Below are 16,076 nucleotides of genomic sequence, written 5' to 3' on the forward strand. Positions count from 1 at the left end.
GGAGCCGCTGCGGCGGCCGGCGCGGAGGCCTAGGCCGCCGGCTTGTCCTGCGCGACGGCATGGGTGGACAGGCCGACGCCGGCCGTGCCGATGGCCAGCGCCATCGCGCCCGCCGTCAGGATTCGCTTGAACCAGGTTGTCATTTGCTTAACCTCTTGTGGTTGTGCTGTCACAGGGCATCGCTGCCGGTCTCGCCGGTGCGGATACGGATGACCTGCTCGATCGGGGCCACGAAGATCTTGCCGTCGCCAATCTTGCCGGTGCGGGCCGACTTCTCGATGGCCTCGATGGCGCGTTCGACCACGTCGTCCGGCACGGCTACCTCGATCTTCACCTTGGGCAGGAAGTCGACGATGTACTCCGCGCCGCGATACAGCTCGGTGTGGCCCTTCTGGCGGCCAAAGCCCTTCACTTCCGTGACGGTGATGCCGGACACGCCAACGTCCGACAGCGATTCGCGCACTTCGTCGAGCTTGAACGGCTTGATGACTGCAATGATGAGTTTCATCAGGTTTCTCCTAGCGGCGGACCTGCATCAGGCCCGCCTGGCCTCCGGCAGTTTTCAGAAAGTCTTGGTGATCGACGCCCAGGCAGCAGCCTTGCCGAGATAGCGGCCGCGGTTGGCACTGGTGTAAGCAATTTCCTTGGCGTTGGTGTCCACATAGGCCACCGCCAGCGCAAAGCCCTTGCCCAGGTCCTTGGTCAGGCCGATCTTCCAGTCGGTGTACGACGCGTCGCTGTTATGGTTGACGCCCTGGTAGCCCACATGCGCGTTCAGCGTCAGGTCCCAGAAGTTCAGCGGCACGTTCGCGCTCAGGTCGACGTAGTAGCTGTTCTTGCTGTCGGCCCAGCCGAACAGGTTCGTGACCGCATGCGAATACTTCAGGAATACCGGACCCCAGCCGATGCCGGCGTACAGCTCGGTGGTGTAGGGACGCGGATTGTTGTAACCGCCCGGGTAGTAGTACTCGAGCACGCCGAGGTCATAGTTGAACTCCAGGTCCGCCACCTTGAAGGTGTTCTTGAAGCCGCCGTAGAAATCCATCTCGACCGGCGCGGACACAGACGAATTCGCGTCCTCGAGCCAGCTGATGCTGGAGTTCCAGTTACCCACGTAGAAGCCGCTCTCGTGTGCGTAGTCGAACCCGCCCTGAATCGCCGGGCGCAGGTTGGTCTGGCTGATGCCGCGATAGCGGTAATCGCTGACCAGCGAGACATTCGCCGTGAACGTGTGCGGCGACGCGGGCTCGGCAGCGGCGGCAGCCGGGGCCGGCGCCGCTGCATCCGCGGCGGTCTGGGCGAATGCGGTGGCAGCGGAACTACAGAGAACGACCGCGCTGACTGCAAGGGCCAACTTCTTCATGGATTCCTTCTCCTTTTCCTTTTTGGCTCGGATTTCGTTTCTTAGGGTTTCGGTGATGCTGTCGAACTGACTACTGCAACAGCCGTGCCAGCTTTGCGAAAAACACGCATCCGGAAAAGCCCGAAGGACGGCGGGTGATCAAAACCCGGCTTGAATCTGCCTTGCATCAAAGCCAGATCGCGTCAAAAGGTGTGAACGACCACGACACGGTGCTTTCATGCACGTGCCTGAAGGGCGATAATCGAAGCCTGAAGATGACCAGCCGGCACGCACGGCAACGCGGTCGCCCGCATTAGGGGCGCCCAATTCCTGTGCGAAAGCGAGGCATGCGGCAGGTCATTTCCCGCATTGGCACCACCACGGTGCGCGAAGGAGAAACCATGAAACCGACCGATCTCTTCAACGACCTGCAGAACAAGGTCAGCGAGGCACTGCGCAACTCGCCGGCAAGGGACATCGAAAAGAACGTGCGCAGCATGATGACCCAGGGCTTCGCCCGGCTGGACCTGGTCACGCGCGAGGAATTCGATGTGCAGTCGCAGGTACTGGCGCGCACGCGCGCACGCCTCGAGGAACTCGAGGAGCGCGTGGCCGAGCTCGAACGCCGCGCCGGCATCCCGCCCGGCCCGGGCGCGGTGGACACCACCGGAGGCGCATGACGCCACGGTCCTGCGACCCGATCCTTGCCGAAAGGCCGCCGTTTCACGGCGGCCTTTTTCGTTAACGCTTCCATCACAACTGCTTCCGCGATATGAGCCTCGCCGTCCTGCATAGCCGCGCGCTCACCGGCATCGAAGCGCCGCCCGTGCGCGTCGAAACCCATCTGGCCAACGGCCTGCCCGTCTTCACCATCGTCGGCCTGGCCGACACCGGCGTACGCGAAAGCCGCGAACGCGTACGCGCCGCCATCCTCAACAGCGGCTTTGAATTCCCGAACCGCCGCATCACCGTCAATCTGGCGCCTGCGGATTTGCCGAAGGAGTCCGGACACGGATTAGATGGAGCATGGACGACGTACGGTGATTCGTTCATACCATGGACAACAGAACAACCCAACGACTCCTGGCTGGACTTAGTAGTTCGGTGAAGCAATTCCTGGCGCTTCACGTCGTGCCCTGACGCACCCTGATATGCCTTGTTCGTTACATTTCGGAATGCTCCGTGCTGCCCCATCCCTGTAGAGCGCCGACGATAACAAGGCATTTTCAAATACAGATGCTTGGCTTAATTTCGACCATCGCTGCTACTACATGCGAGCCGCGGCGGAGAACAACAACTTGATTACAAAGAAATTTCACCAACAGCCTGCTATCGAACTATCGACGTAGCTTTATATCTTTATAGCATTTACGCATCTCACATAAGATGCCCAAAATGCACCACAACGAAAAGCGGTTGATTTCTTTGACCATCTCCACGGATAATCAGTTGGGAGGTCGACCACCTCCAGTAAAGAAGTCCCGGCCCTATCGGAGGGGAAGTAAATTGGCGCGATTAGAATCAATATATTTTTCGCCTCACCGATCCGAAATACGCGGCCAACAGACGATATGGACGCCTGCGCGGTTTGGCCACATCGAGGGACTCCCGCAAATTTTCTGGGCTGATGGAAACCCCTGGCGGGAAGCAAATCTGTGGACATTTGAGCTAGCTAGCAGCCGATGCGTTAGTTTGCGAACCGTTTTAGCACTTGCTACAGCACTGCACGCATACGCAAACTGGCTCGAGGAAGCCAAGATTGCATGGTGGCATTTTCCGGAGCGAAAATCCGAGCGTTGCATAATTCAATTCCGGGGACACCTAATTAGCGCGCGCGATGAAGGGAGGCTTTCTCCCTCTACAGTATCGCAGCGCATGAGAGTGGTAATCAGGTTTTATCGATGGCTGCGCTCTAATGATCTAATTTCAACCTCTCAGCCAATGTGGCGAGAGCGAACTATCGGAATACATCTACAAAGTTCAACGGGTATTGACAGAACCATATCAGTCACAACAACCGACGTTCACATCCCCAACCGTTCGACAACCAAATTTCGACTCGAGGATGGGCTCTTTCCGGTTAGCTCTGACGATAGAAACAAAATACTAGCATTTGCGCAGGAAAACTCTTCTGTAGAGCTTTATTTGTTTCTAACGCTTGGCTTTTTTACTGGTATGAGGCTAGGGACTATAGCCGATATCAAGATCCAGACCCTACAGAATGCAATACAGGACAGTTCGGCAGTCGGACTATTTCGCCTGTCCCTTGGACCAAGCGCACAGCCACCGGTGGCAACGAAGTTTAGCGTTTCAGGGGACGTTTGGATTACCAAAACCCATTTAGACTGGCTTCTTGATTATGCTTACAGCGTTCGGAGACTACAGCGAGAGGCTCGCGCCACGGTAAACAACAAGAATCTCTTGTTCCTCACTCGATTTGGCAACCCATATGCGCGGCGCGGCACCGACAAGAGCGTTGCATTGAACGTGGAAATGCACGCATTTCGCAAGAAGGCTTTAGCGGCGGGAAACAACTCTTGGAGAAATCTCCGATTTCATCAGACTCGCAGCACTTTTGCGACCGAGTTAGCGAAAATCGCTATCTCAACGGTCGGCGCCGTCAATGCTATCGCCTTAGTTCGCGATGCGTTACTCCATAAGCATGAATCCACATCCCTTAGATACATCAAGTTTATAGAGACGATGCCGGCAAAAATCGAGGCGGCAAATGTCTTTACGCAAGAATTTCTTGGCCTCATCGAAAGCCGACGGCATTGACATGTGGCCTTCCGAAATCCCTGACCTCTCGTTCCGAAATATAACGTTCAGTTCCACTGCCGCGCCATGGAATCTCCTACCGCTGTTGTTCCGCGGTGGAGCATGCATTGACGCCCGCAAAGTCAGCACCCTAATAACCTCTGGCAAATTAGGCCAACCTATCGAAACTAGAATTCCGCTTGTACGAAAATTACACGAAACAATTACAAGCCGCCTATCAGCGGGCGGAAGCTATTATACAGCGAAAGGCACGATTTCCACTCTAAGGACGTTCTATGCGTGGCTAGACGAAAACGGCCTTTCGCCAACGGTTGAATCGATTTCAGACCAGTTTCAGCAATGGACAGAACATCAATTGGACCGGTTGCGAACCACCAAATGCATAAACCGACTCACCATTTATGCAAAAGCCAATCGACTTGGCGCCCTGCTCGACGAAGCCCTCGACACAGAGACAAGACTCGTCGACACGACGCGCATTAGAAACACCTGTGTAAAGCGGCGACCCATTGGACTTCAATCCGAAAAACAGCCGCTAGATAGCACACTTCTTTTTGGTCAAACACTAATTGATATTATAAACGCGCTCCCCACAAGCACAATTAGAGGCCCGCTTCCCGTTATCATATCGCTTCGGACCGGTCAATCGCTCGAAGAGTGGTCACGTCTGCGACCGACAAGCAGCCTCAAATCGCAATCAGAAGCGGCGAATAGCCGTGACAGGCAAACGTCGATTGAAAAACGGGCAGCATATGAGACTGACACATCGGCGCGAACAAGGCACCCGCTAATGAATCTTCGAATAGAAGCGGAGATGCTGTTGTTTATCTCCCAGACCGGCATGAACTTATCTCAAGCATACAGAATTCAATGCGGAAAATTCTCTTATCAAAGCTATTTTGATGGCTACCAAGTTCGACGCATATATAAACAGAGAAAACATGGCGAAGTGGAGTTTCAAATATATAGCGAATATCGTCCAATATTCGACAGGTATCTATCATGGAGAGCCGATATGTTTCCAAATGATCCGGAAGGTCGCCTCTTTCCGCTTAACTCCCCCCAGCGCCGCAGCCCAGATGTAGCCCCGTTTTTTTCAGCGGTTCGAAAGCGTTGTGCCAGGCTAGGTGTCGCCTTCATCGGACCCAGAATCCTTCGGCACACGCGTGTCAATTGGTTAATGAGATACTCCAACGACCGCGAATTGACGGCAGAAATGGCTCAACATACGCAAGAAACGTTGTTGCAGAATTACCTGCGCCCACATCATCAACTTGCCGTTGCAGAAATCACACGGTTCCATTCATCGGACGAATCGCACCTAATGCCGCCGGGCCCGGGATCTTGCGCAAGAGCAGAAGCAAAGCCCAATCGCGATGCACCGAAAGAGGCGCCGCGACCCGACTGTGTCAGCCCTGCTGGATGCTTGTTCTGCGTACATCACAGGGACATTGATAGTTCTGACCATATGTGGTCACTGGCTACATATCGGCATCTCAAGACTCTGGAACTTGCCGGCTCCCGATTCTCAAAATCCCCCCAGGGACTGCATCCAACTGCAGCCGTTGTCGAACGCCTTTCTGCAAAGCTCGAGAATCTTCGAATCAGCGGGTCCGAGCGAGCCCTATGGATCGAGGAGGCGTTGGCGCGAGTAGCAGAAGGCTCATACCATCCCAAATGGCACGGATTCATAGAGCTATATGAGGCCCGTATATGAGCATGAGTATTAACATGCTTGGGCTGAGCATTGACTCGCCCCTCGTCAGCAGTTCGAGACCCAATTTCAGACCGCCATCTTGGCCTCCGCCCGCGGACTTTCCTGTGGTTCTCGACCAACAAGGCGAAGTTATTAGTCGATATGCTGATCCGGTGTGGGACCTCTCCCCATGGTCGCTCAAACCAACAACGGTTAACTTTGGAGATGGCCCACAGCGTAGAGGAGTGGCTTCCATCTCGCCAGCTAATGCTCAACTTTTGCGACAAGTGGCAGCATGGCTACTTTGGCGCCCCCGATCAATACGAAATGCTGACTCACTTGTTAGCCAGGTAAAATTTCTTCGTATTGTTTTTAAGCTTTGCTCTAGGGAGAAAATTCTTGCCTCTCAGTTAAGCAGGTACCCGGCGGTAGCGGATAAGCTTCCTAGCCTTATCGCCTCATCACATGCATTCTCACTGTTGAGCACCCTTCATATGCTATTCAATGAGAGGCTCAATTTGGGATTTACGATCCTGGACCAGGAAGCCCTTAGGAGATTGGCAGCAGCTTTACCAGATCATCAGAAACAGCAAACGCTTTATATCCCTCCGCGGATTTACGGATATCAGCTTAACCGACTTCGTGCATTCTTGGAAGACTTTTTGTCCAATCGAGACGGCATAGATCGGTGCTATAGATATTGCCTCGAGGCCTATGACAAGCATTATGGCACGCTGGAGCGAGGGAGTCGGCGAGCCCAGGGCAAGAGCGGTCCGTTCACAGGCAGATACGGTCGTGGCTTTCAACGGGTTGCGGACGAATTCCAACTTAGCCAACTCTTGCAACGCTGGTGTACAAGTGAAGCGGGCGCCGAGAATCTTCGGATTGGCACACTTTCCACGTACCTTACCATGGCGAGTCGAGTTGGGATTGCCTACGTTCTCAATCTGTCTCTGATGCGCATTCAGGAGGCTTGGAATTTACGCTGCAATTGCCTCGAAATCGAGTGCGATACATTGCTGGGCCACGTTTATCTGCTGAAGGGCACGACAAACAAATTCACCGAGGATACCAATGCACGTTGGGTGACGTCGCCATATGCCAAACTTGCAATCGATGTTCTTTCCACCGTTTCCCGCCTTCGCATGCTCGCCGCGAAAGCTAATCCCCTAGTCCCCCTATCCAGGGAAGACTTCGAAAACCCGCATCTTGTAGTCAGACCATATGAGCCGTGGGCGCGGGCGAAGAACATATTGCTGCCGCACTCATCTCGGCCGAGTTACCCCTCCTACCAGAGCGTCATCGATGATCATCCCTTTCTATTTGATCGAAACATAATACGCCTAAATCAACAGGATCTCGAGATAGCGCGCACAACTACGCCAACGCTCAAGCTTACGAACATCGCTGTTGGTTCCATTTGGCCATTCTCATGGCATCAACTCCGGCGAACCGGCGCAGTAAACATGCAAGCTTCGGGGCTTGTTTCCGACTCGTCGTTGCAATATCAACTTAAGCACGCCACCTTGTCGATGTCTTTGTATTATGGGCAAGGCTATTCGCGAGTCCGACTGAGCGAATCCGCACGGTCGGAATATATACGGACGATGTACGAGGTGATGAGCCATGACATTGCCAATCTAGCGTCCGACCGCTTTGTGAGCCCATATGGCTCAGAGCGAAAGTGGGAAATACTGCAGATTGTAAGTCCCAAGGACCGAATCCGATTACTCGCTGCTGCAAAGGCTGGGAGTATTTCCTGGCGTGAAACGCTTCTCGGTGGATGCACCAAACGAGGGCCTTGTGAGTATGGCGGCGTAGATAATATCGTGCGATGCGGCGGAGGCGATGGGCGAGGTCCGTGCGCCGATGCATTGTATGACCGGGAACGCCACGGGGATCTGCAGCGCCTCAGCAATATAATAAGCTCGCATCTTCGCATTGCACCTTTAAATTCGCCGTATTGGGAATCACTACAAGCGCAACAGAAAGCAATTCAAAACGCACTTCAAACCATTAATAATGACCAAATATGACAATATCTCACCACGCCGAAAAATCCTTTAGAGAAGCGTTTGAGCGCCTAAAATTGGGGATACCAGAGAGATTGCCCCCTGGCTCAAAAATATCTCAAAACAACGTCGCTCGTGAGGCCGGCTGCGACGCCTCCGCACTCAAGAAAGCAAGATTTCCTTCCTTGATCGCCGAGATCCAGCAATGGAATAAAGATAACGCTCTCGTGGTTACCTCCCGGCAACTACAGTTATCCAAAAGAAGGAAGCGGATAACATTGGTGGCAAAAATTTCAGAATTGAAAGCCCAAAGGGATCACTTAGCCTCATTGCTTGTGGAGGCAGATGCGAAAATATTGGAACTTAGAATTGAGAATGAGCGCATGCAGGCGCTCGTGCCAAAGTCGAACGTTTACCATCTACGGTAAATACAGCAATCACGTAATGAGCGGTTATCTATCTATCGACAAATCATTGTCAAATGACTGTGTTTGCCAGCTACGATGCGATTCTCGCTCGCTCCCATGCTACCGACACCCACGCCTATGGCGAACTCATTAGCTCGTTGCCCGTCTTGTCCGACCGAGACCAGTCATCCCTGCGTATTGTGGTGTGGATTTAGCTCAATCACGATCCGCTTCAACAAGTAGTAAATATTCTGCTTCGACTTGTCTCAATACTTCATCGATGGTTTGAGCTGGCTGCCGACCGACAAAGCTAAACGCGAGAAGAGAAAGAGGATGCATATTTAGCTCGCTCGCAATTTGGTCGATCTTGTCAAGCGTGGGGCTCTTTAATCCACGCTCCAGTGTGCTGATATACGTACGGCTACTTACGCTATCGAGCGCCTCTTGCGGCATGTTGCGAAGCCTTCGCGCTGCTCGTAAAGCGCGACCGAAATTCCGGCGAAGATTCATGAGACTTGCTCTGTGCAAATCTAAGAATCTCGCCCCTACGAACACTATAGAGCTACAATCTATAGTGTTCACAGGAGGAGCTATGTTTCTAACGCGTGAAGAATGGCGCCACCCGAATCGTTACGTACAGGCGCTTGCAAGCCCCGCAGTTGCGTGGTGCTGTATTGCGGTCGGCTTCATACGAGCTCTATTGTTGGTTGAGGTCAGACATCAAGATGCAGGAGAAAGTCACAGCGAGTGGATCTTGCTGCCTCAGTTTGAGGCATTGACCGAATACCTCTCCTGCTCTCCGACTCAGATTGGCGCCGTTCAGGTTCTCATGCCGCCCCATATTTCACATGGTGACTCGTGGGAGTTGGAACGCGTGGTCGCTTTGCGAGAATGGTCGTCCGGTGTGCAAACAGGCGTCGAATACCAAACAGAAAGCGGAAAATGGCATTCATCGGAGGTCCGAGAAATCGACACCCAGATTATCCGCAGCTGGACACTGCACCATTCTTCTTGGCACGATGAGAGCGCCTCTCCCTAGAATATTGCAAGTGTAGGTCACTTGGAACGGTGTACAGCGGCGAAGCATCTGCGACAGCACATTAGGGGTTATCGACGCTTCCCGTCATTACGCCGAAAGGCATCTCATCATCTCGCTGCTTAGCCCTGTTGGTACGTTCCCGAACTGCGTCTGCTCCCATGTTCGGCCGAGCCAACTGCACCTCAACACGGGCGCGAACGGCATTCAACTCGGTTCTCACCTCTGCCACACTCATTGTGCGCGGACCAACACGAACTGCCTCAAAATGCGGTACGTCCGGCGAAAAGGCAATTTCCAAAAGGACATTTGCCTGTGAGCGCGCTTGGGCAAATGGCGAGAGCCTTCCGGACGATCGTTTTCTATTTGAATAGGACATGGCAGACTTCCTGGGAAACTCATCAGCACCCTTAATGCTAATCCATCTTCGCGAAATCGGCCGGCACGCCACTAGACACTCCGTTGGGCGAGAAACGCAAGACCCCAAATTTTTGTCGCGCCGTCCCTCATGCGTCACTGCAACGCATTATTGTTATCAGATGGCGACCTCCACTACCAACTGTCCGCTTGCCATATCTAGTCGCATCAGTTCGCGCCTACCATCGGGATGCTCGCGTATGGCGCGGCCAGGATAGTGTGGATCGGATATGTAGATGGCACGACCTTGACTCAGGTGCCGCGCCGCTTCTGTGTCATCATCGTTGGTAAGCATGTACTCGAAAATGGCAAAGAATTGCTCCTCCTCGTCTGGCGAGAGCTCTTCCAGTGACATTATATCGATCATGGTTAGAATACCCCTGCTACGCCGGCGCTAAAGGGCGCCAAAATATCTAGAGGGACTGATCACGTGGCGGAGCTGTTGAATAAGTCGCCTGTGACCGGCCTCGCAATGAAGACGAAGCATACGAAACACCGCTGCTTTCAAGAAAGCCCGATCCTGCATGCCATGATCCGCCCAGAATTCCTCATATTTTCTCAAGACCGCCACTAGGGCTTCATCGGTATCATCGCCAATTTCGGATCTAGCCCATTTACCGAACAGGCTGAGCCACCTCGAAAACGACGGGTCAAGATGATCGCGACTATACCGTTCCCGCACCGAAAAAACCTCATCCCAGGTTGGAACTTCTGCCGTTTCTGGATCGAAGCGCACAATCCACCGTGGGGTATTCGCAGTGGAACCGTCAAATGGATCACTATCGTCCAAAATAACGTCAACCTTAACATGGTTGTATGGATCAAATGCCACCCGTCTGGAGCCATCATCGCGCCGCAATAAGTCGCGCGCGAGCTTGTACTTCGAATTACATTTATGCCCCATGGGCACCAGATTACGTAGATTGATCGCTGCGAACGGGTAGCGACTCCGCGCGAGGTAGTGGTCCAGGTCCTCTCGCGGCGCACCAGGAGCATCGAAGATCTCAGTGCCACAGAACGGGCAAGTATGCTCGGGAGCTGCTGCATATATTGCCGCGTAATGCTCGTCTCGCAAACTTAGTTCTGTAAGCAAGTCAAATGCAAAACTGTAGAGATCGATAACGGGTTTTTGCACGATCTCTGGCAAGGAGTCAACGGTACCGCAGTCATGTGCTCCGGACAGCAAGTCTGGGATTCGATTTTCCGCATCGAGCGTCTCAAGTACCAGAGCGCGCTCGTCCGCGCTCAATCTTCGAATTGCTCGATTATAGGTCTGCAGCCTGTCTCGCAACCCACGCCGTGAAGCCAGATTTTCTCTATATTCCTCAGGGAGTATCTGCGGCCAAACCGGATAACGTTTCCTTGCATCTGCTGCCGCGTGAATTCGACGAATTGCTTCACAAATACACTCGTGAAGCCAGTTGTTTTGGGTTGCAGCAATCGGATAACCGAAAAGCATGATTCCAGATTTTTATTATGATAATTTTCGGAGACGATCCATCAAGAATACCTTTTCGACAGAATCTCCCAGGCGGGCAAGACCCGTCTTTATTGCTTCGCGATCATTGCTTTGCATGAGCTCTTCAATTTCCTTGCGAGCGACCTCCGACATTGGCGGGCGAACGTCGAAGCAATCGTCGAGGATCGTATCGAACGTCGCACCGAATGTCTCAATCCCAGGACGACGAACGAGAACACCCGCTTCTGCCTTCTGAAAAAGAAGCACCTTTTCACGTGCCATGTCAGACGGCACGAATGGCGAATGGGTTGTCAACAGGCAGTCTTGCTGCGCCGACGAGCTTACAGGATCGCTACGTTTCCCATTGGCAGTCGGTAGGTCCATTAAACGCGAAATAAATTTTACACGCCACTGAGGATTGAAATGTGACTCTGGCTCGTCAAGTAAAAACAATGTATTGGGAAATGATGCCATGCACATGGTGCCTAAAATCTGTGCAAGCTGGTGCTCCCCGTCCGATAACGAGACATAGTCAACAACGCCCTCCCCAGTTTTAGGACGAAAGCGAACCTGCTCAAAACGGAAAACTCGATCCTCATCTTGTGGCTCTGGTAGCCGTGAGGCAAATCGCCTTGTTTTTATATCCCGAAGCAGACGCGCCCTCGCTGCTTTCGGAATCGCCAAGTCGTTAAGCATTGACAGCTTATGTAGAGCGGAATACAACTCAATTGTTGTCGCCCAGAAAGCACGGAAAGCTACCCGCGTCTCCTCTGTCACCAAGAAATCGAAGATATAGGTCTCAGACTTTTCGTCGTAGGAATGGCAAGTCGAACAACGTCCCAGCTGTTCGATATAGGCTTCCAGCTCATCTGTAAGTTGCACACCTTTCCGCTTTTTCTTGGTCGAGCGGGCAGTAAGTTTGGGAACCGCGCTGTGTGCTAGTTGGATTACGCATCGAAACGAATGCAGCTCACTGAGCTTCGCATCGTTGAGCAATGCCTGGCGTTCCTCCTCTGAGCCGAGAATGAGGTTTGCCACGAGTACTTCGAGGTGGGTTCCATAGTCCACCAACATTAGACGTGTATCGGGGACTGGCTTCCGGATTGTGCCCAGATCTCCATCCAAAGCCTGCTTCCCCACTGCCTCAGCATATCCACTTCTGCTAAGCAGAAATGGCAGGCTCAGCGTTTCGTTATCACCCGAGGTGTACCCCACCACTCTCGTCGGCAGCAGCTCCCGCGTTGCGGGGTCATCCAGCCCACAATCCACCCACTCACGACCTTCCCTACGCTGAACCTTAAGCATCGGCCTCCGCTTTCCTTCGCCACGGCGCGATAGCCTCACGAGGAGCGGCTCGTCAGCGGGTTTAGGAGAAATCAAATACTCAAGTTCAAACTGAAGGTCTTCATTACCTTTGGCTAGCTCTTCATCGCCCGCGCAGGCATGAAATGTGGTTTGAAATGCCTCCGCTATAACTTGAAGAAATTGCGATTTGCCAGCTCCATTGGCACCAACAAGGCAGAGCGGATCGAACTGCCTCGAATTCGGAAGCCCGCCCCTCAAGCCAACGTCCAGTCCATCCAACAGTCCGCCGCAGGTCGCTGCCCTAATGATATGAACGCGAGTTAGTTTCATAGAATGACTCGCACCAACCGCATAGCACGCGCGTTCACGTCGAAGACCTGTCGGACAATGGGGGTCGGCTCTTGCAATAGGTCAAAGAGAGCAGTTTTCAGGAACTCATAGTCGCCGCCTAATTTCGCCCTGAGCTCATCAAAAGAAAATTCGTTCGCTTCCAACTTGAGGATTACCTCCTTGATGGAATCTTTATCAACGTTTTTCATATTCGAACGACCCACTGGCTTTTTTGAGCGCTTGCGAGGAGGGGCTGCGGATTCAACATTTCCATCGCCCTTCAATTTATTCAAAATTACAGAGGCCGGCATGTCCCTTGATTCCTGCGAGACGAGCTCCCCCCTGAATGCCTTCGCGAGAATTGAGGGAATGAGGTTATCTACGAGCGTTGCAGCTCGAGATCTTTTAACCTCCATCATTCCGCTCAATGCCAAGAGCTCTTTCACGCGCCGAACAATCTCACGCTGCTCAGCAACGCTAGGTAGCTCAAAAGCAAATGCCGCGAGTTTCTTCGCATTAATATTAGATTGACTAACACCATCTGACTTAACTGCACGACAGTACTCTCTACCCGCAGGACTCCCAAGACAATAATTCAGATAATCAGGGAGCAATGCCTCACCGCATCTAACACGGATCAAATAACCGGCAAAAATCGCCTCTCTCTCCCCCCAATACACAGCCGACTTCCCAACCAGCTCGGGACTATTCGTTCGATTGAAGAGAACTTCGCCTGGCGAGAGCTTATACTTCTTTATTTCCGCAGGATCGCTTGTATAAACCAAGTCTTGCCAATCGAGCACGCCGCCTTGGATATTTCCCATGCGTAGAACGGGAATCTCGCCGACCTTTGACGATTTAGAGGACGAACCATATGAGAAATCCGATGCAACGTTCTTTAACTCGACAATAGGCCATTCCCGCGGGAGATTATGCTCTTCGCGCCAATCCCGCGTAAGATGCCCTCTCGTCGCTGCCGCGAGCACGGATGAACGAAAACTCTCCAATATTACGCCAGCGCGGTTGAGGCCATCGCGGCACGCTTCCACACGCGCCAGGAGGGGGTCAAGTCTATTGGCGATTCTCTCTTGCTCAGGCAGAGGGGCTAAAGGTAGCCTAATGGAAACAACAGTACTTCGATTTAGTTCGATCTGGTTTGTACTTCCCGAGGCGAGTTCTTCAAGACTATCTTGAACTTGAGGCCCCCGGATCCATGCGAACAAGAACCGTGAGTCAATGATACCGGGCGTCGGTCGAATGATAGTGACGTGGCTATCTACAACCTTCGGCGGATCTAGATCGGCGGCACGCACTAAACAAGCGCGCCCCATCGTCCCAGTACCGGTGCTATTCCAAAGAATATCTCCCTGTTTGATAAAACGCTCCGCACCCCACTGGTCAATCTGATCTTCATGTATGAACTTAAGGTGCTCCTTTTGGATGCCGTTCCAGCGGATTGCTTTTTGGTTGATAACGGGAAGACTACTTTTTTCCGCGTATTTTGGTGATTTACCTCGCGCAACATACTCGGCTACTTCCCCGATAGTAGTCTCTATCCACCCGTCAGGAAGCTCGTTCACGCACCGACCTCCAATAGATCCTCGTCTTCGCCCAGGACTGCGAGTATCCCGCGCAGTTCTTCGTAAGCGCTCTCGAGCTCGGTCATTGCCTCTCGCGCTAGCGCTGCGGGCTCGGGCACGCCGTCTCCCGTGCTTAGGTTTTCATCCCGTAGCCACGCTATGTCCAGGCTTTCTCCGCGCTGCGCAATCCATTCTCGCGAAAACTTTCGAAACCTTCCCTGTTCGCCCGTGTCCTTACGCTTGGCTGTATTCTTTGGAAGGCCAAATGGGTCCTTCCCAAACGCGGCTTCGAACTCTGCGAAATGCCCTCGCGTTAGGGGCGTGCGCTTATTGAACTGCGGCATGTTTGCACGCATGTCGTATACCCAAACGTCCTTCGTGTTGCCCTTGTCACTCGCACCACGAGTGAAAAATAGCACATTTGTCCTCACGCCTTGGGCATAGAATAGTCCCGCGGGAAGACGTAGGATGGTATGCAGATTGCATTTATCCATTAGGTCTTTACGTATTTCTGCGCCGATATTGCTTTCAAACAGTACGTTATCGGGCAAGACTACAGCCGCGCGCCCCCCCCTCTTCAGATTGAGATAGATATGCTGTAGGAAACAAAACTGCTTGTTCGCCGTGGGAAAAGTGAAATCCCCACGCGTAGGCAGACCTCCTCCCTTCTTGGTGCCAAAAGGAGGATTGGACAGAATCAGCGTAGCAGGAGGAAGGGCCTCCCCCTCTTCGGCCAATGTGTCGCCAAATTGGATGCCCCCTTCGATTCCGTGTAGCAGCATGTTCATCTGCGACAGGCGATGTGCATCTTGAACAAGCTCTATGCCGTAGAACGTACTATGCCTGTACTTCTCCAATTGGGCTTCGGAGAGTTTGCTGAAGTCATTGTGTTGACGAAGGTAATGATTTGCTGCAATTAGAAATCCGGATGTTCCAGCGGCCGGATCCTGAATTACATCGTCAAGCGAAGGTTTCATTACCGCCACGATACTGTCAATCAACTCACGCGGTGTAAAGTATTGGCCTGCTCCGCTCTTCTTTTCGTTAGCGTTACGCGCTAACAACCCCTCATATAGATCGCCCAGATCCTCACGATGTACACTGTACCAATCCAGCTTGTCGATTCCCTCTACTAACTTGGACAGCGTTACGGGCTTAGTGATGAAGGTGCTGGCGTTGGCATAAATTTCTTGAACAGTGCCATGACCATTACGGCCATAATCACGAAGCAACTCCTTATAAAGGTCAAGCCGACGCAGCGGTGTGCAGCTCATTAAATCCGACCACCGAATACCGCTCTGTTGCTCCTTTTCAGTGTTTTTCTTAGAGGCTTTAAAGACGACCAGCCGATCCTCCTGGTCGGTCTCCTGCATCATCTTCAGAAAAAGTAAATAGGTGAGTTCGGTAACGTACTGGTGATAGGTGACACCATCGTCGCGCAATATGTGACACAGGTTCCAGAGCTTTGCAACGATGTCGGACGCTGCAGCGTTCATAGAAGTCATGAGGGTATCTTTTTTCTGAGATATGTTACTACTAGCGAAGAGTGCCGCAGCCACAGGGAATCCGTGCAAAATACAATCCCACTGAACCTACAAGTTCGCTATTTGTAAAGACCGATTTGGCCGTCGCGCAACGACCGCACTATTATTTCGTTGGCAGACGCTGGGAAAGCAAACTTAATCAATGGCCTGAACGCTCTGCTGGCTAACGG

The 16,076-nt window shown here is 52.7% G+C and carries 12 protein-coding genes and 1 pseudogene; 5 read left to right on the plus strand and 8 right to left on the minus strand.

Going from position 1 to position 16,076, the window contains the following annotated elements; genetic code table 11:
* Positions 1 to 169: 169 nt before the first annotated feature.
* Positions 170 to 508: a P-II family nitrogen regulator gene (locus KHO41_RS15695; protein ID WP_211954209.1), complete on the minus strand. Its 339-nt coding sequence runs from the start codon at positions 506 to 508 to the stop codon at positions 170 to 172.
* A gap of 54 nt (positions 509 to 562) precedes the next feature.
* Positions 563 to 1,363, minus strand: a complete 801-nt coding sequence (locus tag KHO41_RS15700) for a TorF family putative porin (protein WP_211954210.1) — start codon at positions 1,361 to 1,363, stop codon at positions 563 to 565.
* A gap of 380 nt (positions 1,364 to 1,743) precedes the next feature.
* Here KHO41_RS15700 and KHO41_RS15705 point away from each other — a divergent pair, with 380 nt between their 5' ends.
* From KHO41_RS15705 to KHO41_RS15725, 5 genes and pseudogenes are all read left to right on the plus strand, one after another.
* Positions 1,744 to 2,022 carry an accessory factor UbiK family protein gene (locus KHO41_RS15705; protein WP_041679795.1) on the plus strand — a complete coding sequence of 93 codons (279 nt, stop codon included), beginning with the start codon at positions 1,744 to 1,746 and terminating at the stop codon, positions 2,020 to 2,022.
* Positions 2,023 to 2,114: 92 nt separating this feature from the next.
* A pseudogene (locus KHO41_RS15710) lies at positions 2,115 to 2,351 on the plus strand (magnesium chelatase domain-containing protein); the annotation flags it as partial.
* Between the two features lie 1,280 nt (positions 2,352 to 3,631).
* Complete coding sequence (locus KHO41_RS15715; protein ID WP_211954211.1) at positions 3,632 to 4,120, plus strand: site-specific integrase; 489 nt, start codon at positions 3,632 to 3,634, stop codon at positions 4,118 to 4,120.
* Between the two features lie 2,190 nt (positions 4,121 to 6,310).
* Positions 6,311 to 7,852 (plus strand): site-specific integrase, encoded by a 1,542-nt coding sequence (locus KHO41_RS41240; protein WP_244873860.1) that lies wholly within the window; start codon positions 6,311 to 6,313, stop codon positions 7,850 to 7,852.
* Positions 7,849 to 8,256: a hypothetical protein gene (locus tag KHO41_RS15725; protein ID WP_211954212.1), complete on the plus strand. Its 408-nt coding sequence runs from the start codon at positions 7,849 to 7,851 to the stop codon at positions 8,254 to 8,256. The genes KHO41_RS41240 and KHO41_RS15725 overlap by 4 nt, the downstream gene beginning before the upstream one ends.
* A gap of 195 nt (positions 8,257 to 8,451) precedes the next feature.
* Here the strand turns inward: KHO41_RS15725 and KHO41_RS15730 are convergent, their stop codons facing one another.
* The 6 genes from KHO41_RS15730 to KHO41_RS15755 all read right to left on the minus strand — a co-directional run bounded on the left by KHO41_RS15730 (position 8,452) and on the right by KHO41_RS15755 (position 15,867).
* A complete protein-coding gene (locus KHO41_RS15730) occupies positions 8,452 to 8,745 on the minus strand; it encodes a helix-turn-helix domain-containing protein (RefSeq protein WP_211954213.1) in 294 nt (97 codons plus the stop codon).
* 1,061 nt (positions 8,746 to 9,806) lie between these two features.
* Positions 9,807 to 10,043 (minus strand): hypothetical protein, encoded by a 237-nt coding sequence (locus KHO41_RS15735; protein ID WP_211954214.1) that lies wholly within the window; start codon positions 10,041 to 10,043, stop codon positions 9,807 to 9,809.
* A 39-nt stretch (positions 10,044 to 10,082) separates the two neighbouring features.
* Positions 10,083 to 11,147, minus strand: a complete 1,065-nt coding sequence (locus KHO41_RS15740; RefSeq protein ID WP_211954215.1) for a hypothetical protein — start codon at positions 11,145 to 11,147, stop codon at positions 10,083 to 10,085.
* A gap of 15 nt (positions 11,148 to 11,162) precedes the next feature.
* Complete coding sequence (locus KHO41_RS15745; RefSeq protein ID WP_211954216.1) at positions 11,163 to 12,782, minus strand: restriction system-associated AAA family ATPase; 1,620 nt, start codon at positions 12,780 to 12,782, stop codon at positions 11,163 to 11,165.
* Positions 12,779 to 14,362, minus strand: a complete 1,584-nt coding sequence (locus KHO41_RS15750) for a restriction endonuclease subunit S (protein ID WP_211954217.1) — start codon at positions 14,360 to 14,362, stop codon at positions 12,779 to 12,781. The genes KHO41_RS15745 and KHO41_RS15750 overlap by 4 nt, the downstream gene beginning before the upstream one ends.
* Positions 14,359 to 15,867, minus strand: a complete 1,509-nt coding sequence (locus KHO41_RS15755; protein WP_244873861.1) for a class I SAM-dependent DNA methyltransferase — start codon at positions 15,865 to 15,867, stop codon at positions 14,359 to 14,361. The genes KHO41_RS15750 and KHO41_RS15755 overlap by 4 nt, the downstream gene beginning before the upstream one ends.
* Positions 15,868 to 16,076 lie beyond the last annotated feature (209 nt).

The organism is Cupriavidus numazuensis (assembly GCF_905397435.1).
Taxonomy (GTDB): Bacteria; Pseudomonadota; Gammaproteobacteria; order Burkholderiales; family Burkholderiaceae; genus Cupriavidus; species Cupriavidus numazuensis.